Consider the following 19,950-nt stretch of genomic DNA (forward strand, 5'->3'; position numbering starts at 1 on the left):
TGCGTGCCATTATAGCGGCATTTGTAAAAATAACCAGCTGAAAATCATAAAATGGCACTTTTTTCTTATCCTTTTCATAATCTTGCGATCATGATCGAAAAAGTGATTCAGCGTTGTTGTGTCGATGAGAAAATACCTTAAAGTGCGGTGAAAATGAGGAAAATTTTTATGCACAAAGGTTTAACATTAGTGGAATTATTAATTGGTTTGGCAATTATCAGTATTGCATTAAGTTTCAGCCTCCCGCTCTGGCAAACCGATAATCCCAAGACAATTTTAGCAAAAGAGCAGCATCGCCTTTATTTATTTTTGCGACAGATTCAGGGGCGGGCGGAAAATTCTTCTGAAATTTGGTTTATTTTGGCAAATCGTCATCCTACGACAAAGCAATGGTGTATGACGGCTCAGGTCAAAAATGACAAACGCTGCGATTGTTTTGCTCCGACAAGCTGTCCAAAAGAGGTTTATGCGCATTTTTACTATCCATATTTCGATCAGAAAACGATGATTATTAGCCCCAAAATTTATCCTACGGAAATGGCTCGTTTTAATGGCATACGCAATACGATAGATTCCAACTGTTTTTTATTACAAGCAGGTGATGAGAGCACATTATTTTCCTTTTTTAATGTGGGGAGTTTAAAGTTGAAACCTAATCAGTCCGCCAGTGCGTGTACGAGATGAAACCATGAAAAAAGGGCAAACATTACTCGCATTAATGATTGCATTGGCAATTTCATCCGCACTTTTATTGGTCGTTTCACAGTTTTATACTGATATACAAATTCAGAATCGACAGCTTTTATTGAAATTAAAATTGCAGGCAGAATTACAACGAACGGTTCAGCTTATAGGAAAAGATCTTCGTCGTGCAGGGTTTCGGGCATTAAATAATAAGTTGATTGAAACCAATATCGGTTTGTTTGAGCTGGATGAAAAAGGCGCAGCGTTACTTATTTCACAAGCAAATAATGCACCCCAAAATAGCTGTGTCTTGTTCTTTTATGATCTCAACGCAAACGGATGTGTTGGCGAAAAATATACTAAAAATACCTGTTTGAATAGGCATCAAAATGTGGCAAAGGGTGTCGAAAAAGAACTTTTCGGTTATAAATTGAATAACAAAATGGTTGAAACGAAACAAACTTACAAAAGCGCAATCAATGCCAAGTGTCAATCAAACGAATGCCAAAAAGCACTTCAACAAACAGCCTGTAATGCCGGGGGCGGTTGGACTGATTTACTTGATGAAAATGAATACGAAATCACTCATTTGCAATTTAATTTTATTGCAGAAAGAAAAGGCATTGAAATTCAGCTTGCCGGTAATTTAAAAGGGAATTCTACAATTCAGTATGAAACATCAATGGTGGTGGCATTGTGGAATCAGTAATGAAACAACAGGGAAGAAAGGGCGTTGTTACGCTCGCCATTTTGATTTTTCTTGCCGGTTTGTTGGCGGTGATATTACTTTTTGACGATAGCACTTTGAGTTTTTTTCGTGCGCAGCAAATGCAGCGTAAAAACTATGTAGAACAAACCTTAACGTTACAAAAAATGACGTTATTGGATCAGCAGAATGCCTGTTCAACACTTCCTTTGGATAATTCGGATCTTGTTCGGCAAGTTTTTATAAATATTGAGGGGGCAGAAGATTCGATTCAGTATTCTCTATGGTGTCGGCGTGCCGCCATATTTAAGAAGTCGCCGACAAAAGGGGATAATCAAGGTTTGTTGGCAAGCTTGATTCATTTAGAAAATCTTGATGAATTTCGACCGCTCTTTTCAATGCCTGCTAACCCATTAGTATCGAATAAAATGCCGCAACTATATTGGTTTAATGGGAAACAAACGGAATGGGAAGTAAATGGCACAGTACAAGGCATTTTAGTAGCAGAAGGGGATTTAATATTACGGGGTAAAGGGCGGGTGAGCGGAGCGGTGATTACAGGCGGGCGGCTAACATTAGAAGGCGTTAGTCTTGCCTATGGTAAAAAGATCATCGAACCTTTGGTGCAACAATACAGTAAATGGCAATTAGCGGAGAAAAGTTGGAGTGATTTTAAAGCCTCAAATGAATAAAGGGATGTCGCTGACTTCCGTGATGTTTACGATTATGCTGTTTAGTATATTGTTTCTGGTATTTAATCGCTGGACGGCAAATCAGCGTAAAAGTGCGGCAGAAATTTATCATGATTTTCAAGCGTTGCAGATCGCCGAAAATCAAGCACAACGACAATTTTTAGGTTTACCTTGTGAACAACAAGTGAAACAAAATAATCTACAATTTCAAATACAATGCTCGGGTAACCAAGTAGTTGTTCGCTCTTCTCAAGGTGAATTTTCCCTGAAAAATGAGTAAAAAACAGGTAGAATGACACTCCGTTTTGGCTTATTTTTGATAGGTTGTGCCGTGTTTATCGTTTACTATTCCAATCAACTTGAAAAACAGAAAGAGATTCTTGCCGAATTGTTTAACACAATGCCAAAGGAAGATCCTTTTCAGCAAGATATTATTCTGGTGCAAAGTCCCGGTATGGCGCAATGGTTACAGATGGAATTAGCCAAGAAAAACGGCATTTCCGCCAATTTAACCTTTCCAATGCCGGCGACGTTTATTTGGCAACTTTACAAAGATAATTTACCTTTCGTTTCTTTACAGAATCCTTTTGATAAAGACAGTATGATGTGGCGTTTAATGGGATTAATACCTCATTTTTTAGATCGGGAAGAATTCGAGCCTTTACGTCATTATTTATCCTCTTCGCCTTATTCGGAACAATACAAACTCTATCAATTAAGTAGCAAAATTGCCGATTTATTTGACCAATATTTGGTTTATCGTCCCGAGTGGATTTTTGCTTGGGAAAGAGAGGAAGATGAGAAAATTGCCGCACAAATCAAAAGGCAACAAGCTCATTTAAATGATGTGTTGTTGCAACAAATTCAAGGAAATGTGACTTGGCAGGGTATATTGTGGCGGGCATTGGTTGCAAAGGTAAAAACGGATACCGGTGAGCAAGCCACACACCGCGCGGCTTTGCACGAGAAATTTCTCACCTTATTAAACGATAAAAATCAACCCAAAAAACTGCCTAATCGTCTCTTTATTTTTGGTATCTCAGCGTTGCCAACGGCTTATTTATCCATTTTACAGGCAATGTCATTAGAGGTAGATATTCATCTGTTTTTTAATAATCCAAGTCAGGAATATTGGGGGGATATTCGTGATTTACGGATGGATTATCTTAGCAATCGTGTACGTCGTCATTATCAAAAACAACAGGAAATTCAACCGCTCTTTTCCAATAGTCAGATTTCTGCATTGACAGACAATAATCTTGAAACTACCTATTATGAGGAAAAACTGCAAAACGGCAATCCGCTGCTTGCCGCTTGGGGGAAGATGGGGCGTGATTTTCTTTACACATTGCTTAAGGATGAAGAACGCATTCCCACCTATGCACTGAATGCTTATGAGGAAATTCCGAATAGGACGTTACTCGGGCAATTACAATCCCATATTTTGCATTTAACCAATCAACCTTTAAACATTGCAAAAAACGACCGTAGTTTAAGCATACACGCTTGTCACAGCGCAATGCGTGAGGTGGAAGTATTGCATGATTATTTACTGGATTTGTTTAATCAAAATCCATTGCTTACTCCAAAAGATATTGTGGTTATGGTGGCGGATATTAATCATTACACCCCTTATATTCAATCCGTTTTTGGTAATAAAAATGGTGATGTGCCGCTGATTCCTTTTTCCATTTCCGATAACAAATTATCGGAAAGTGATGCTTTGGTTTCTTGTTATCTCTCGTTATTACATTTAAAAGAAAGCACCTTTAGTGCGGAACAAATACTCGCTTTATTGGATATTCCCGCCGTACATCAGCGTTTTAACATTTCGCTTTCCGATTTACCCCTAATCCGTGAATGGGTGGCTGATGCGGGAATCCGTTTTGGTTTACAAAAAAATCAAGACGGGACAAATTTTAATTCTTGGCAAGCAGGCTTAGAACGTATGCTATTAGGCTATGCGATGCGTGAAGAGCACGGTATTTGGCAAGACAGCCTCGGGTTTGACAGTAGCTATGGTTTAAAGGGCGTGTTAGCCGGATATTTGTCGCATTTTTTCACCGTGCTTTCCGCTTGGTATGAAATGCTTCAAGAAGCCCATTCCATGAAAAAATGGCAACAAATATTAAGCGCACTTTTGCAGGATTTTTTTGTACAAAATGAAGAAAACCATGACAGCCTCCTTTATATTCAGGAAAAAATTAATGAGGTGACGGAGCAATTAGAGGAGCTTCATTTTAATACTTTATTGCAATCGGATGTAATCGCCGATGTGATGAGGATAAAGTTGGAGGATACGCCGAATAGCCTGAAATTTTTAGCCGGTAAAGTCAATTTCTGTACACTATTGCCAATGCGTGCCGTTCCGTTCAGAGTGGTTTGCTTATTGGGGATGAACGAGGCGGATTACCCTCGCAGACAAACGCCAAACAGTTTTGATCTAATGCAATATCATCATCAAAAAGGTGATCGGGTGCGGCGTGATGACGATCGTTATTTATTCCTTGAAGCCTTGCTTGCCGCACGGGATTATTGCTACATCAGTTATATTGGTCGTTCAACTATTGATAACCAAAGCAAAGAGCCCTCCATACTGGTTAGCCAATTATTGGATTATATTAATCAGCGGCAAACGAACGAGGGAAAATTGTCTATTCAACAACATACGATGACGGCATTTAGCCCGAGTAATTTTAAAAATAGCGATAATGTTAACCGCTCTTTTGCCGCTAAATGGTTGCCCATAGCCAAGATGACAGGGCATAAATCACAAAAAGAATTTGTTACGCTGATGGAAAATACGGAATCCATAACGGAAATCGAGTTGGAGCGCTTTGTGGGTTTTGTGGAAAATTCGGTGAAATTTTTCTTTGAAAAACAGCTTGGGGTGTATTTTCGTGATGAAGACGATCGTATTGCCGACAGCGAAAATTTCACCTTAACCGGATTGGATAAATATGCGCTTAATAATCATCTGCTGTATCTTGATGAAAGTGAGTTCGACCGATATTTTGCCCAAGCTAATGTGAAAGGGGTATTACCTCGTGCGCAATTTGGTCAAGTCGCGGCGGAAACCTTGCGTGAGACCGTATTGGAATTTAAACATAAAATCACGGATCTGGATAAACCGCACAATGCCTCTGTCGATTTCACATTGAATGTTCCTTGGCAAGGCAAAACACAAGCAATCCGCCTATTTGGTTATATGCAAAATCTTTTCGGTGAAACAAATCAAGTGATTGAATGGCGTTTTGCGAACTATAAAGAGCGTTATTGTATTCGCCCTTGGATTTATTATTTGATCCAATCTGTCACGCAGGAAAATACTCTGCCGGCAAAATTAATTACACAAGATCAAACCATTGAATTACCGCAAGTGGAGCGGGAGAGCGCATTAACCCAGTTGCAAATTTACGCACAGGCGTATTTGCAAAGTCAGTTGGAAATCCAGCTTGTTCCAACGATTGACAAAATCACCGAATTTATTGAAAAAGATGAAAGTGCGGTCAATGTTGAGGTTGTTTTGGCGAAATTAAGAAAATTAACCGAAGATGAAAAGCAAAGAAATTATACAAAGAAAGCCGATCCTTATTGGTCTCGTGTATTGGCTCAAACGACAAAATTTGATCAGCAGGAAAACCTGATGACATTAGTAAAACAAACGACAGATTGGTTTGGCGTGTTATTTGCAAAAGACGCTAAGAAGTCAAGTAATAAAAAATAAAGTAAATCGTCAACACGGACTTTTTTTGCTAAGATAAGTGCCCGTTTTTGAGAGGATCTCCTATGCGTTGCCCATTTTGTTCTACTGAAGAAACTAAAGTCATTGATAGTCGGTTAGTATCCGATGGTTATCAAGTCCGCCGCCGCCGTGAGTGCGGTCATTGTCACGAACGTTTTACCACCTTTGAGACCGCTGAGTTGGTTATACCGAAAATTATTAAAAGCGATGGTTCGCGGGAGCCTTTCAATGAAGACAAACTGCGTAGTGGTATTCAGCATGCTTTAGAAAAACGCCCTGTCAGTTCAGATGATGTAGAAAAAGCGATTAGCCACATTATTTTGCAGCTACGTGCGACAGGTGAGCGTGAAGTGCCTAGCCAACTCGTCGGCAAATTGGCAATGAATGAATTAAAAGAAATGGATAAGGTCGCATATATTCGTTTTGCTTCGGTGTATTTGAGCTTTGATAATATTAATCAATTTACCAAAGAAATTGAAAGTTTGAAGGATTAATGATGTCTGATAAATTTACCGTTCAAGACACGCAATTTATGCAACGGGCTTTGGATTTAGCGGCAAAAGGAATTTACACGACAACGCCAAATCCTGCGGTGGGTTGCGTATTAGTGAAAAATGGTGAGATTGTCGGGGAAGGTTTTCATTTTAAGACGGGGCAACCTCATGCGGAACGGGTTGCGTTGGCGCAAGCAGGTGAAAAGGCAAAAGGGGCAATCGCTTATGTTACCTTGGAGCCTTGTTCCCATTATGGTCGCACACCTCCTTGCGCATTGGGTTTAATTGAAGCCGGTGTTGTGAAAGTGGTTGCGGCAATGGAGGATCCAAATCCGCAGGTGGCGGGTAGAGGACTGAAAATGCTTGCCGAAGCCGGTATTGAAAGTGCGGTCAATTTACTAAAAGATTCTGCGGAAAAGTTGAATAACGGTTTTTTAAAACGTATGCGAGAAGGAACGCCTTTTGTACAGCTTAAATTAGCGATGAGCCTTGACGGTAAAACGGCTATGGCAAGCGGAGAAAGTAAATGGATTACTGGTTCAGCCTCACGTGCCGATGTGCAGAAAATGCGGGCAAAATCATCCGCACTTTTATCCACTTCCGCTACTGTTTTAACTGATGATCCCAGCCTAAATGTGCGGTGGGAGGATTTTCCTGTTGATCTCAAACAAGAATATGCGAAAGAAACCGTGCGTCAGCCCGTGCGTATTATTTTAGATTCACAACATCGTATTCAGCCAAGCCATAAATTATTTGAAACCGTGTCACCGGTGTGGTTGGTTTCAAGTGAAGCGCGTGATCTTGCGGGTTTTCCCGAGTTTTGTGAGCAAATTGTCTTGCCTCAAGATAATCTCTTATCGGAATTAATGGTTGAATTAGGAAAACGTCAAATTAATAGTCTTTGGGTCGAAGCGGGAAAAAATTTGGCCGGTAGTTTGATTGAGCAAAAATTGGTGGATGAACTGATTCTTTATATTGCCCCCAAATTGTTGGGCGAACAAGCTCGTGGTCTATGTAACTTGCCTCATTTGACACAATTAGCTGAGGCTCCTCTATGGCAACTGAATGAATTTCAACAAATTGGCGATGACATAAAATTAACTTATACGCCAAAAGGATTTTAAATGCTTAAAAAACTTGTTTATTCCGCTCTTTGGGGATTAGCCGCTGCCGGCATAATTCTCTTTGCTGTGCCAAGAATAAATAGCAGCAATATTTTTACCTCTGATGACATTGTTTCTTTCAAAAATGCGGTGCGGATCGCATCGCCTGCAGTAGTCAATGTGTACAATCGCTCTTTCTCATCAGCCAGTATTAACGATAATGATCAACTGCAAGTGAATAATTTGGGATCGGGCGTTATTATGAGTAAAGACGGCTATATTCTCACCAATAAACACGTGATCCAAAATGCCGATCAGATTGTGGTGGCATTACAGAATGGTAATATTTATGAAGCAAACCTGATCGGTTCCGATAATTTAACGGATCTTGCAGTGTTGAAAATTCATGCCGATAATCTTTCTACTATTCCACAAAATGCGAATCGCCAAGTTCATGTCGGGGATGTCGCTCTGGCGATTGGCAATCCTTATAATCTTGGGCAAAGCGTTTCTCAGGGAATTATTAGTGCCGTAGGACGAAGTGCGGTAGGGGATTCTCTTGGCAGACAAAATTTTATTCAAACGGATGCCTCAATTAATCGTGGTAATTCAGGTGGTGCGTTAATTAATTCAGCCGGTGAGCTGGTTGGAATCAGCACCTTGAGTATCGGTAAAACGTCAACGGAAATTGCCGAAGGTCTAAATTTCGCCATTCCTATGGATATTGCAAATGATGTTTTGCATAAAATTATCCGCGACGGACGTGTCATTCGGGGCTATTTTGGCGTACAAAGCGAGATTAATTCCAGTGCGGAACAAGGAATTTTGATTACGGGCGTTACACCGAATAGTCCTGCCTCAAAAGCCGGTATTCAAGTAGGCGATGTTATCTTAAAACTGAATAATCAAGAGGGCATTTCAACCCGTGAAATGATGCAAATTATTTCCAATACCAAACCGAATACAAGAGTAACGGTAACAGTAATGCGTTTAGGACGAGTGTTTGATTTGTCTGTGATGGTGGAAGAGCTTCCGTCTAATTAGAGGAGATATGGAGATTAAAACCAGTCATTTTTTTGCTTGTTTAGACCGTTTGCGTTTGATTCAACGTTGGTCATTAATGCGCAACATTGAAAAAGAAAATTTGGCAGAGCATAGCTTGCAAGTCGCATTTGTCGCACAAGCATTAGCGATTATTAAAAATAAATTTTTTGATGGTCGGGTTAATTCGGAACGGATCGCCGTTATGGCGATGTATCATGATACATCTGAAATTTTTACCGGTGATTTGCCGACACCGATTAAATATTTCAACCCTGAAATCACTCAAGCCTATAAACAAATTGAGAGCGCGGCGGAACTTCATTTAATCAGTCTTTTACCGCAAGCACTCCAAGCTGATTTTGCCCCTTATTTAGACAGTGAAACCTTTTCTGATGAGGAAAAGCATTTAGTGAAACAGGCGGATTTAATTTGTGCTTATATTAAAGCACAATTTGAGCTGGAGAATGGCAATCAAGAATTTAAAAGCGCAAAAACAAGATTGGAAAGCCTAATGCAACAATGGCATAGCCAAGAAATGGATTACTTCTTACAAGTTTTTATGCCAAGTTTCGGGCGTTCATTGGATGAGATTGCATTGTAGCAATCATTATATACAGACACTTTTAGAAGTGCGGTCAATTTTTCAAATAAAAATGGCGTTAATTAAAACGCCATTTTTTTATGCTAAATCACCACTGAACCAACAATACTTCGGGTTGCTTCTTTTACTTCCGTGAGTTTTACACGCACAATATCCCCGATTTTGTATGCCCGTTCACCTTTAATGTAGAGGGCGAGTTCATCGGTATTCACTTGGATTTCCTCTTTATTATTATGAAGGGTAGAGGCCGGCACAAACATTGACGCACCATTTTCTAATAATTGAACCCGTAATCCTCCCCGCATAACATCTTGCACTTCAGCATCAAATTCTGCATTTTCAGCCACTTTATCGACAAGATAGCGACAATATAACCAATCGGCAATATCACGTTCTACCAAGCGATTTTGGCGGCGGGCTTCTTGCAAGCGTGCTAACACTTCGTCTTGTGGTTTTTCATAAGGTTGTTGTGTCAGTACGGCTTTGATTAAGCGGTGATTCACCATATCGGAATATTTACGAATTGGTGATGTCCAAGTGGCATATCCTTCCAAGCCCAGACCAAAGTGCTGTGCTAATTCTGCTTTAAATTCGGCAAAGGTTAAATAGCGGCGCAAGCGTAATTCGAGATAATCGCCGTCAATAGGTTCGATATCGTGACGCATTTGGCAATAGCCATTTAATGTTGATAAATTTTCCGTAGAATAACGCTCATTAAGTTCCGATTGATTTTCTTCGTTAGCCAAATTTGCCATTAAGAAATGATGGGCGTTTTCCAAGAATTTTTTATCAAAACCGCTATGAGTGTTGAAGATACCGGTTTTTGTCTGTTCATTTAAGAATTGTGCCGCACAAATATTCGCAATAATCATTGATTCTTCTACAATTTGATTTGCAATGCGGCGGTGTTCCGCTTTGATCTCTTGCACTTTGCCATTTTCAGCCAGCACAAAAGAATAATCCGGTTTTTCTTTGAACAATAGCGAATGGGTTTTACGCCAGTTGATCCGTGCTAATGTAAATTGGTGTAGACGATGAATTTGCTCGGTAATTTCAGTGGTTTCCGGTTGCCACGCATTGGGTACTTGTTCTAAATAATCAGAAACTTTGTTATAGGCAAGTTTGGCTTTTGATTGTACATGAGCCGAAACAAAATACGGTTTTGCCGTGATATTACCTTGTAAATCCGTTTCAATATAGCAAACGAGGGCTGGACGGGTTTCATTTGCCATTAAAGAGCAGAGTTCATCGGAAAGCTCACGTGGCAACATGGGAATATTAAAACCGGGAAGATAATTAGTGAAACAACGTTGCTTCGCATCTTTTTCGATTTGTGAATCAAGGGCGATATAAGCTGTCGGGTCGGCAATCGCAACGACTAATTTCCAACCGATTTGCTCACCATTTTGTTCAACAGGCTCAATATAGAGAGCATCATCCATATCTTGTGTGCTTTCACTGTCAATGGTAACAAAATGAAGTGCGGTCAAATCTTCACGTGTTTGTTGATCAAGCATTTCATAATGCTCGGCACCTTGTACCGGATAACGGGATTGTTCGTGACGGGCAAGAGTGACCCACCAAGGGGCAAATTCATCATCTGCACGGCAAATAAATTGGTTAATCGTGGCATAGAAAAAGCGATCATCACGCAATGGGTGAGTTTTCAGGTTAGCAACAACCCAATCGCCTTCTTGCAATTCTTCTTTTACAGACTTGGCTTGTTGCGCACCAATAGGCTGATTAATGCTTGGGTGATCGACCAACACTTGTAATTTCTTGTCTTTATTGAACCGCACTTTTGCAATAAAACGGGTCAGCATAGGTTCGATCAAGGATTCTGGTTCGGCTTGTTCTTTGTCACCTTGTTTTTCAATTGTGGCGGTAATTTTATCGCCGTGCATCACTTTTTTCATCGCAGGTGGCGCAATAAAATAGGTTTTCTTATCACATTCTAAAAAACCATAGGCTTTGTCGGTGCTTTTCACTACACCTTCTACACGCTCTTTGCTTTCGTGAATTTGTTGTTTGAGTTGTGCGAGTAATGGATTGTCTTGGAACATAGTTATATTTTAAAAAAGAGAAAAGGCAGACCGAAAAGTCTGCCCAAAATAAATGAGATGAAAATTATTCTTCACCTAATTCGCCCATTGCGGTGATACTAAAACCGGCATCAACATGAACGATTTCGCCTGTAATACCGGAAGCAAGATCGGAACATAAAAACGCAGCGGAGTTACCTACATCTTCGATTGTCACTGTGCGGCGTAATGCTGCGGTTTTCTCAAAGGCAGAAAGCATTTTCTTGAAGTTTTTAATGCCTGAGGCGGCTAATGTACGAATCGGGCCGGCAGAAATCGCATTAACACGGATCCCGTCTTTGCCTAAATCCGCAGCCATTACTCGAGTTGCTGCTTCTAATGAGGCTTTTGCCAAACACATGACATTGTAATTAGGGATTGCACGTTCCGCCCCTAAGTAAGAAAGGGTGAGTAATGCAGCATTCGGATTTAAATAAGGATGTGCGGCTTGTGCCATTGCCACAAAGCTATATGCACTGATATCGTGAGCAATACGGTAGCCCTCACGGGTTGCGGCATTGACATAATCACCGTCCAATTGATCGCCCGGTGCAAAAGCAATGGCGTGCACGAAACCGTCAAATTTATCCCAATGTTTACTTAATTCTGCAAAGCAGTTTTGGATACTTTCATCGGTTGCCACATCTAAAGGAAGCACAATATCAGAACCGAATTCTTTGGCAAATTCTTCTACGCGCGGTTGTAATTTTTCGTTGAGATAAGTGAAAGCAAGTTCCGCACCTTGCTCTTTCATTGATTTTGCGATTCCGTAAGCAATGGAACGATTGCTTGCCAGACCAGTGACTAAAATTCGTTTACCTGTTAAGAAACCCATGTTTTTTCCTATTGGTTGAATAAAAATTGGGTGGATTATACCTGTTTTGCCTATTTTGAGCAATGAAACGGCTTTTTGGTTGAACCAGTATATTACGCCGGATTATCAATATCCTTAAATTCCACATCAAAGCCATATTCTTTTGCCAGCCACTCGCCGAGAGCTTTGATACCGTAGCGTTCGGTGGCGTGATGGCCGGCGGCAAAAAAGTGTATCCCTTGCTCACGGGCGGAGTGGATGGTTTGTTCCGAGACCTCACCGGTAATAAACGCATCACAACCTCGTGCCGCCGCGAGGTCGATATATCCCTGTCCTCCTCCGGTACAAATACCGATTTTGCGAATAAAGTGCGGTCCGTTTTCGGTGCAAATTAACGGTTTACGTTGAAGAACCTGTTCAATACGGGCGGCAAATTCTTCTGCTGTTATTGGTTTGTTTAATTCTCCCCAAACGGGAATGCTTGTCGGAGTATTTTCTAACGGTTGTAAATTTTCGATACCGAGTAGTTTGGCAAGTTGTGCATTATTGCCAAGTTCAGGATGTACGTCCAATGGCAAATGATAGCCATATAAATTGATGTCATTGACTAATAAGGTTTTGATTCGTTTACCTTTCATTCCTCGAATGCAAGGATTTTCGCTTTTCCAAAAATATCCGTGATGTACCAACAGGGCATCGGCTTGTTGTTCAACCGCATAATCAATTAAAGCTTGGCTGGCGGTCACACCCGTGATGATTTTTTTAATGGCTGTTTTGCCTTCTACTTGTAAGCCGTTCGGGGCATAGTCGGAAATTTGGTTTGAATTGAGCGTTTGGTTGAGAAGTTGTTCAAGTTCAAGATTATTCATAAATAAAAGAGAAATGGGGAAAAGATGGCGTATAGTACGAAATTTAAAAAAAAATGGCTAGTGCAAAAAGTTTGTTGGAAATATTGCACTAGCCCTGTTTTACTACTTATTTTTTATTCAATGCCCACTAGTTTATGAGTCTGTAAACTTAATTGCCATTTGGGTTTATTCGTGCGCTGATTAAGTTTGCCTAACTGAGTGATGGTTTCCAGTAAATTCATTTTGCCGTCGTTGTCACAAGGGGATAGATAATAGTGTTGCGCACGGATTTTTTGTTCTATCAGTTCACAAAAAGGTAAGACATTTTCATCTGCTACAACGCGTACTTCATCGGCAGATTCAATGCAACGTTGCTCATATTTGTGCATATAAAGACGCTTTGGACTGGTGGCGATATAGTCGATTTGTGGCGGAATTGCTTTTAAGCCGTTGGTTTCAATGGCGAGAAAATAGCCGTCGGTTTTGAATTGATCGAGTAGCAATTCAATTTTGGGCACAATGGTGGGTTCGCCACCGGTGATGATAATATTCTTCGCCGAAAACGACCGCACTTTTGCCAGAATCTGTGAAGCAGACCAGCGTTCAAATTGGTTATAAGGCGTATCGCACCAAGGGCAGGCGAGATTGCATTTACCAAAACGAACAAAAATGCTGGGCATACCCGTATTGAAACCTTCTCCTTGCAGGCTTTCAAAAATTTCCACAATATTAAAGTGCGGTTCTAAAACCGCTTGATTTTTCACCGCACTTTACTCCGAATATTCACAAAAAGAAGTGGGAGTTTCCCATAAACGGATTGCTGAAACCGCGAGTTTTTCATCATATTTCAAACGGTTGAAAATGAATCGTGCCATTTCTTCAGCGGTCGTGCGAAAAGGTACGGCAAAAGTTTTTGAATTTAATTCCTGCAATAATACGGCGATTTTACTTTCCCGCTCGCTGGTTTGATCGTAAATAAAAGCGTGATCCATGGGATCTAAAATGGCTTTTTTCACGGTATTTTTTAAATCGGAAAAATCCATAACCATAGATTTTTTCGCCCCATTTTCGTGCAAGTCGCCGGTGATTTCCACTTGTAATTTGTAAGTGTGTCCATGTAGATTTTGGCATTTACCATCGTGATTATCTAATAAATGCGCTATATCAAAACTGAACTCTTTGGAAATTTTAAACATTTTTTTCACCGCCCTTTTGTCGCAAATATTGTTGTAACCCTTTGTTGCGTAATTCACAACTCGGGCAGTTGCCACAGCCGCCTTCCACGCCTTCATAACAAGTATGGGAATGCTGTTGAACGTAATCTAACACGCCTAATTCATCAGCAAGTTGCCAAGTTTGGGCTTTAGTAAGATACATTAAAGGCGTTTTAATATTGAATTGATAATCCATGGCAAGATTTAGCGTCACATTCATCGACTTGACGAAAACATCACGGCAATCGGGATAACCGCTAAAATCTGTTTCACATACTCCTGTGATGATGTCTTGAATCCCTTGCCCCTTTGCGTAAATTGCCGCATAAAGTAAAAATAAGGCATTTCGACCATCGACAAAGGTGTTTGGCAGTTCGTGATTTTTTTGTTCGATTTTGGTTTGTTGATCGATTAAAGCGTTATGGGTAATGGCTTTTATAACGGATGTATCCACTAAGGTTTGTTTTATGCCAAGATCTTGGGCAATCCACTGTGCTTTTTCTAGCTCAACGGCGTGTCGCTGACCATATTGAAAGGTGATAGTTTCGACATTTTCTTTGCCGTAATCGGCTATGGCTTGAAATAAACAGGTGGTGGAATCTTGCCCGCCGGAAAAGATCACGACCGCCTTACGGTTATGGTTTGGGTTTGAAATATTCATTTTAGTACCTAGTTTTGTTAGGGCGCAGTTATATTTTAATGCGTCCATGTAGGAGGTTTGCGAACTACATAAGGCGTGCATTGTAGAGGGGATGGCGTATTTTATCAAGTTATTACAGTATGTTTGTGGCAAATCTAAGTTGTTTGAAAATGAATGATAAGATGATTTTGGATATATCGGATTTTTACGGGAGTGGTTGGCGTACCGAGATTATGTTAGAATCCGCAGCGGTTTAATCATAGTAAACAAAGGTAGATGTCATGAAGAAATTATTATTCGTTGTTGTGGGAGCATTGCTTATTTCTGCTTGTGCCAATAAAGACGTGTATTTTAACGGTTCGGAAGGATCTCATTCCGGTATGAAATTTGATAAAGACACTCGTCATTGGGGTGTAAATCGTTGAGGAGAATGTTTAAAGTGCGGTTAATTTTAACCGCACTTTTGTTTTTATTTAGACATTATTGTTCGGCATCGCTATCTTGTGATAGTTCTTCTTCATCTACATCACATACGCGCTCAAGACTCACCACATTTTCATTTTCTGCGGTACGGATTAAACGCACACCTTGTGTGTTACGGCCCACAATACTGACTTCACTTACACGGGTGCGAACAAGCGTACCGGCATCAGTGATTAGCATAATTTGATCAGTTTCTTCCACTTGGGTTGCGGCAACCACTTTACCGTTGCGTTCGCTCACCTTGATAGAAATCACCCCTTTGGTATTGCGTGATTTTGTCGGGTATTCGCTTAATTGAGTGCGTTTACCGTAACCGTTTTGTGTGGCGGTTAAGATCGCGCCTTCACCTTTTGGAATGACCAAGGAAACTACTTTGTCGATATTGAGATCTAAGGTATCTTCTGTGTTTTCATCGGAAACCTCGTCAATTTCGACCGCACTTTCGTCTTCTGAAATATCGTTTGTTAGGGCGAGTTTAATGCCACGAACTCCGGTTGCTAAACGCCCCATTGCACGCGCGGCAGTTTCAGAGAAACGCACCACACGACCTTGAGACGAGAACAACATAATTTCATTGCTGCCGTCCGTAATATCGACGCCGATCAGTTCATCTTCATCACGTAAATTCAAGGCAATGATACCGCTTGAACGTGGGCGGCTAAATTCAGTGAGGGCGATTTTCTTCACAATACCGCCTGCCGTTGCCATCACCACAAATTTGTCTTCTTCATAGGCAGAAACCGGCAGAATGGCGGTGATACGTTCATTTTCTTGTAATGGCAGAATATTCACAATTGGACGACCGCGAGCCCCACGGCTGGCTTGTGGAAGTTGATACACTTTTAGCCAATATAATCGTCCGCGGCTTGAGAAACAGAGAATCGTATCATGGGTATTGGCAACCAGTAGTTTTTCGATGAAATCTTCTTCTTTCATCTTCGTAGCAGATTTTCCTTTACCGCCACGGCGTTGCGCTTCATAATCGGTTAGCGGTTGATATTTCACGTAACCTTCGTGGGAAAGTGTAACCACCACATCTTCTTGAGCGATAAGATCTTCTAAGTCAATATCACCCGAAGCCGTGGTGATTTCCGTTAAACGTTCGTCACCAAATTGTGATTTCACTTCTTCCAATTCTTCACGGATCACTTCCATTAAGCGTTCGGCACTGCCCAAAATATGAAGAAGGTCGGCAATTTTTATCAATAATTCTTGGTATTCTTTCACCACTTCTTCAAAAGCGATGCCGGTTAAACGGTGTAAGCGAAGTTCTAAAATCGCATTGACCTGTGCCGGAGATAAATAATATTGTTCGCCCTGAATGCCTAGGTTTTCCTCAAGATCGTCCGGACGGGCAGTGATATCAAGTAGATTGATAATATCGCTGTGCAATGCCCAAGAACGAGAACTTATAGCGTTAGCGGCTTCCTCTCGGTTTTTGGAATTACGGATAATGGCGATCATTTCATCAATATTAGAACGCGCCACTGCTAACCCTTCTAAAATGTGGGTACGTTCACGTGCTTTACGAAGTTCAAAAATGGAGCGGCGGGTTACCACTTCACGGCGGTGCAACACAAAGGCTTCAATGATTTCTTTAAGATTGAATAAACGCGGCTGACCGTGATCCAAGGCAACCATATTGATGCCAAAGGTTACCTGCATTTGAGTGAGAGAGTAAAGATGGTTTAATACCACTTCACCGACTGCATCACGTTTGATATCGATCTCAATGCGAATCCCTTCTTTGTTGGAAAGATCGGTGATATTGCTGATACCTTCAATTTTTTTCTCGCGAATAAGCTCGGCTATTTTTTCCACCAGTTTTGCCTTGTTTACTTGGTAAGGCAATTCAGACACGATAATTTGTTCGCGACCTTTATCATTGGTTTCGACAGTCGCCCGTGCGCGAACATAGACTTTACCACGACCGGTACGATAGGCTTCTTCAATACCTTTACGACCATTGATTAGAGCAGCAGTAGGGAAGTCCGGCCCCGGAATATATTGCATTAATTCATCAATAGTGATGTCGTTGTTATCAATATAAGCCAAGCAACCGTTTAATATTTCATTGAGGTTATGTGGCGGAATATTGGTTGCCATCCCTACCGCAATACCGGATGATCCGTTTGCAAGCAATGCAGGAATACGGGTAGGCAATACATCAGGAATCATTAATTCGCCATCATAGTTTGGCGAGAAATTGACGGTTTCTTTATCTAAATCCGTGAGCAACGCTTGGGTAATTTTTTGCATACGCACTTCGGTATAACGCATCGCCGCCGGCGCATCACCATCAATCGAACCAAAGTTACCTTGCCCGTCCACCAACATATAACGCAGTGAGAACGGTTGTGCCATACGGACGATAGTGTAATACACGGCAGAATCACCATGAGGGTGATATTTACCGATAACGTCCCCGACGACACGAGCCGATTTGACATATTTTTTATTTGCCGTATTGCCCTCGCGATCCATTGAAAATAATACGCGACGATGTACGGGTTTTAAACCGTCACGTACATCAGGTAAAGCTCGTCCGACAATCACAGACATGGCATAGTCAAGATAGGAGGATTTGAGTTCTTCTTCAATATTGACAGGGGTAATTGAGGATTGAATTGAATCCGTCATGGGTATTCCTTTTTCGATCAAAAAATTGCAGGAATTGTATCATAAAAGCGGATTTTTCCCTAGTTTTCCCATGAAAAAACGGTGCTTTATCTTTGATAAAACACCGCTTTGGTAAAATTGCCGTCAAATAGACCGCACTTTTAAACTTATTGAACTAATAAATAAAAATTATTCTCCCCACGTAAGATATTTAATGCGACAGCGGACGGTTTTCCCTCTAAAATTTTACGTAAATCTTGGGTTGATTCTACCGCTTGGCGGTTTACGCCAATGATAATATCACCGGTTTTCAAACCGCGTTGAGCCGCAAGGGAATTCGGTTGAACTTTAGTGATTTCAATCCCTTTTATTCCTTTCGCATTGTAGTTATTTAATTCTGCACCGTCTAAGGCACGCAATTCAACATTGCTTGCACTCAATCCTTTGCCATCATCCGCTTGCAGTTTCACTTTAACATCTTGTGATTTGCCGTCTCGCAAATAGGTTAGCTCAATTTCTTTGCCGGCACCGGAAGTGGCGATTTTAGCCCGCATTTCTGCAAAACTTGAGATTTTTTGACCGTTCATTGCGGTGATCACATCACCGGCTTTAATACCGGCTTTTTCCGCAGCGGAATTAGGTAATACTTCACTCACAAATGCACCTTGTTGCGCATTCACGTTAAATGCTTTGGCTAAATCGGCATTTAATTCACCGCCTTTAATACCGAGTAAACCGCGACGTACTTCACCAAATTCTAAAATTTGTTGAACGATATTGTTCGCTTGGTTACTTGGAATTGCAAATGCAATGCCGGCATTACCGCCGCTTGGTGAAATAATTGCCGTATTGATACCGATTAATTCGCCGTTTAAGTTCACCAACGCACCGCCTGAGTTACCACGGTTTACTGCCGCATCAGTTTGAATGTAATTTTCATACGCACCGCTGTCGGAACCTGTTGAACGGCCTAATGCGGATATAATACCGGAAGTCACGGTTTGCCCTAAGCCGAATGGGTTACCGATAGCAACAGTGAAATCACCTACACGTAATTTATCGGAGTCGGCAAATTTAAGTGCGGTCAAATTTGACGGTTTTTCAATTTGAATTAACGCAATATCCGACTGTTCGTCTTTTCCGACTAATTTTGCTTTAAATTCACGTCCGTCTTGTAAAGTAACGTTGATTTTATCTGCATCGTTAATCACATGGTTATTGGTTAGCACATAACCTTTATCCGCATTAATCACGACACCGGAGCCCAGACCACGAAAGTTACGCCCGCTACCGCGATTGCCAAATTGTTCGGCGAATTGATCGCCAAAGAAAAATTTAAATTCTTCAGGAATATCATCAGGTAGGAAAGAACGGCCGCTATTTTTTGCTTTACCTTCCACTGAAATTGTGACTACTGAGGGTTGTACTTTTTCAAGCATGGGAGCAAGGCTATTTTGCTGGTTTACCACAAAACTCGGCAGGTTCGCCTGCACACTCACAGACGTACCTAAAACGCTTAAACCTAATGCAATACCGGTTAATATAAAATGTCTTTTTTTCATAGAATCTCCAAGTAAAACGATCTTTCTTGTGAAAGAGAAAAGTTCATACCTAAATGGTGTTTCATCAGACAAAGGAATAAATGAAATGTTCAAGAAAAACAAGGTATTTGAGAAAAAAATTAAAAAAAGTGCGGTCAGAATTGAAATTGTTTTTTCTGACCGCATTTAGAGTTGTTTAATGATTTTCTTTTTCTGTTTTAAGTAACCCTGACGAGCCTTCAGAATAATCCAGCGGAGGTTCATTTTGCGGTTTATCTACGGCGGTGATTAATTGTTGTGTGAATAAACCTTTTGGATTTTCCCCTAATAAAGCGTCGGAAGAGTTAGCATAATGACGATAGAGTTTTTGATAATCGCCGATGAGGGTTTTAAATAATTCCGCACTTTCTGCGAAATGTTTTTCGAGTTGTTGATTTTGGCTTTCAAGTCGGGCTTTCACCGCTTTTAGCTCCGTTTCCGTTTGAACTTGCTGTTTTACCGATCCTTTGGTTAAACGTAAAATTAAATAGCCGAGGATAACCCCCACCGCTAAACCGATACCGGCAGTTTGCCACATTTCAGTTGTCCACGCTTGCATAGTTTACTCCTTATATTTGTTGTTTATTAAAGTATTTGAATGG

19 protein-coding genes are annotated in these 19,950 nt (G+C 40.9%); 10 read left to right on the top strand and 9 right to left on the bottom strand.

Annotated elements, in window-relative coordinates:
• Nucleotides 1-168 precede the first annotated feature (168 nt).
• From FEE42_RS00255 to yfbR, 9 genes are all read left to right on the top strand, one after another.
• A complete protein-coding gene (locus tag FEE42_RS00255) occupies nucleotides 169-684 on the top strand; it encodes a type II secretion system protein (protein ID WP_059365383.1) in 516 nt (171 codons plus the stop codon).
• A gap of 4 nt (nucleotides 685-688) precedes the next feature.
• The gene (locus FEE42_RS00260) at nucleotides 689-1,393 is read left to right on the top strand and encodes a PulJ/GspJ family protein (protein WP_059365382.1); all 705 of its coding nucleotides are present in this window, start codon (nucleotides 689-691) and stop codon (nucleotides 1,391-1,393) included.
• Nucleotides 1,393-2,082 carry a DUF2572 family protein gene (locus FEE42_RS00265; RefSeq protein WP_059365381.1) on the top strand — a complete coding sequence of 230 codons (690 nt, stop codon included), beginning with the start codon at nucleotides 1,393-1,395 and terminating at the stop codon, nucleotides 2,080-2,082. The genes FEE42_RS00260 and FEE42_RS00265 overlap by 1 nt, the downstream gene beginning before the upstream one ends.
• Nucleotides 2,075-2,362 (top strand): DUF5374 domain-containing protein, encoded by a 288-nt coding sequence (locus FEE42_RS00270; RefSeq protein ID WP_059365380.1) that lies wholly within the window; start codon nucleotides 2,075-2,077, stop codon nucleotides 2,360-2,362. The genes FEE42_RS00265 and FEE42_RS00270 overlap by 8 nt, the downstream gene beginning before the upstream one ends.
• 51 nt (nucleotides 2,363-2,413) lie before the next feature.
• The gene (gene recC, locus FEE42_RS00275; protein WP_164028785.1) at nucleotides 2,414-5,809 is read left to right on the top strand and encodes an exodeoxyribonuclease V subunit gamma; all 3,396 of its coding nucleotides are present in this window, start codon (nucleotides 2,414-2,416) and stop codon (nucleotides 5,807-5,809) included.
• Nucleotides 5,810-5,871: 62 nt separating this feature from the next.
• On the top strand, nucleotides 5,872-6,321 hold the full coding sequence (gene nrdR, locus FEE42_RS00280) for a transcriptional regulator NrdR (RefSeq protein ID WP_077543516.1): 450 nt from the start codon (nucleotides 5,872-5,874) through the stop codon (nucleotides 6,319-6,321).
• A gap of 2 nt (nucleotides 6,322-6,323) precedes the next feature.
• Nucleotides 6,324-7,445 carry a bifunctional diaminohydroxyphosphoribosylaminopyrimidine deaminase/5-amino-6-(5-phosphoribosylamino)uracil reductase RibD gene (gene ribD, locus FEE42_RS00285; protein WP_164027417.1) on the top strand — a complete coding sequence of 374 codons (1,122 nt, stop codon included), beginning with the start codon at nucleotides 6,324-6,326 and terminating at the stop codon, nucleotides 7,443-7,445.
• On the top strand, nucleotides 7,446-8,468 hold the full coding sequence (degS, locus tag FEE42_RS00290; RefSeq protein WP_059365377.1) for an outer membrane-stress sensor serine endopeptidase DegS: 1,023 nt from the start codon (nucleotides 7,446-7,448) through the stop codon (nucleotides 8,466-8,468). It abuts the gene before it with no gap.
• 7 nt (nucleotides 8,469-8,475) lie between these two features.
• A complete protein-coding gene (yfbR, locus tag FEE42_RS00295) occupies nucleotides 8,476-9,069 on the top strand; it encodes a 5'-deoxynucleotidase (RefSeq protein ID WP_077582375.1) in 594 nt (197 codons plus the stop codon).
• 83 nt (nucleotides 9,070-9,152) lie between these two features.
• Here yfbR and rnb read toward each other — a convergent pair whose 3' ends face one another.
• The 6 genes from rnb to queC all read right to left on the bottom strand — a co-directional run bounded on the left by rnb (nucleotide 9,153) and on the right by queC (nucleotide 14,687).
• Complete coding sequence (rnb, locus tag FEE42_RS00300) at nucleotides 9,153-11,132, bottom strand: exoribonuclease II (protein WP_164027418.1); 1,980 nt, start codon at nucleotides 11,130-11,132, stop codon at nucleotides 9,153-9,155.
• A gap of 64 nt (nucleotides 11,133-11,196) precedes the next feature.
• Nucleotides 11,197-11,985, bottom strand: a complete 789-nt coding sequence (locus FEE42_RS00305) for an enoyl-ACP reductase FabI (protein ID WP_164027419.1) — start codon at nucleotides 11,983-11,985, stop codon at nucleotides 11,197-11,199.
• A 92-nt stretch (nucleotides 11,986-12,077) separates the two neighbouring features.
• Nucleotides 12,078-12,833, bottom strand: coding sequence for a Nif3-like dinuclear metal center hexameric protein (locus tag FEE42_RS00310; protein WP_164027420.1), 756 nt, complete (start codon nucleotides 12,831-12,833; stop codon nucleotides 12,078-12,080).
• Nucleotides 12,834-12,946: 113 nt separating this feature from the next.
• Nucleotides 12,947-13,576 carry a 7-carboxy-7-deazaguanine synthase QueE gene (locus FEE42_RS00315; RefSeq protein ID WP_164027421.1) on the bottom strand — a complete coding sequence of 210 codons (630 nt, stop codon included), beginning with the start codon at nucleotides 13,574-13,576 and terminating at the stop codon, nucleotides 12,947-12,949.
• A 6-nt stretch (nucleotides 13,577-13,582) separates the two neighbouring features.
• Nucleotides 13,583-14,008 carry a 6-carboxytetrahydropterin synthase QueD gene (queD, locus tag FEE42_RS00320; protein ID WP_164027422.1) on the bottom strand — a complete coding sequence of 142 codons (426 nt, stop codon included), beginning with the start codon at nucleotides 14,006-14,008 and terminating at the stop codon, nucleotides 13,583-13,585.
• Nucleotides 14,001-14,687 (bottom strand): 7-cyano-7-deazaguanine synthase QueC, encoded by a 687-nt coding sequence (gene queC, locus FEE42_RS00325; protein WP_059365371.1) that lies wholly within the window; start codon nucleotides 14,685-14,687, stop codon nucleotides 14,001-14,003. The genes queD and queC overlap by 8 nt, the downstream gene beginning before the upstream one ends.
• A gap of 260 nt (nucleotides 14,688-14,947) precedes the next feature.
• Here queC and FEE42_RS12580 point away from each other — a divergent pair, with 260 nt between their 5' ends.
• Entirely contained in the window at nucleotides 14,948-15,091 is a 144-nt protein-coding gene (locus tag FEE42_RS12580; protein ID WP_164703637.1) for a hypothetical protein, read from the top strand.
• A 55-nt stretch (nucleotides 15,092-15,146) separates the two neighbouring features.
• Here FEE42_RS12580 and gyrA read toward each other — a convergent pair whose 3' ends face one another.
• The 3 genes from gyrA to FEE42_RS00340 form a co-directional block, all read right to left on the bottom strand.
• Nucleotides 15,147-17,789, bottom strand: a complete 2,643-nt coding sequence (gene gyrA, locus FEE42_RS00330) for a DNA topoisomerase (ATP-hydrolyzing) subunit A (protein ID WP_164027423.1) — start codon at nucleotides 17,787-17,789, stop codon at nucleotides 15,147-15,149.
• Nucleotides 17,790-17,935: 146 nt separating this feature from the next.
• Nucleotides 17,936-19,330, bottom strand: a complete 1,395-nt coding sequence (locus tag FEE42_RS00335; RefSeq protein ID WP_164027424.1) for a DegQ family serine endoprotease — start codon at nucleotides 19,328-19,330, stop codon at nucleotides 17,936-17,938.
• 175 nt (nucleotides 19,331-19,505) lie between these two features.
• Nucleotides 19,506-19,907, bottom strand: coding sequence for a Z-ring associated ZapG family protein (locus tag FEE42_RS00340; protein ID WP_077494765.1), 402 nt, complete (start codon nucleotides 19,905-19,907; stop codon nucleotides 19,506-19,508).
• Between the last annotated feature and the right edge of the window lie 43 nt (nucleotides 19,908-19,950).

Source organism: Rodentibacter caecimuris, from assembly GCF_010587025.1.
Taxonomy (GTDB): Bacteria; Pseudomonadota; Gammaproteobacteria; order Enterobacterales; family Pasteurellaceae; genus Rodentibacter; species Rodentibacter caecimuris.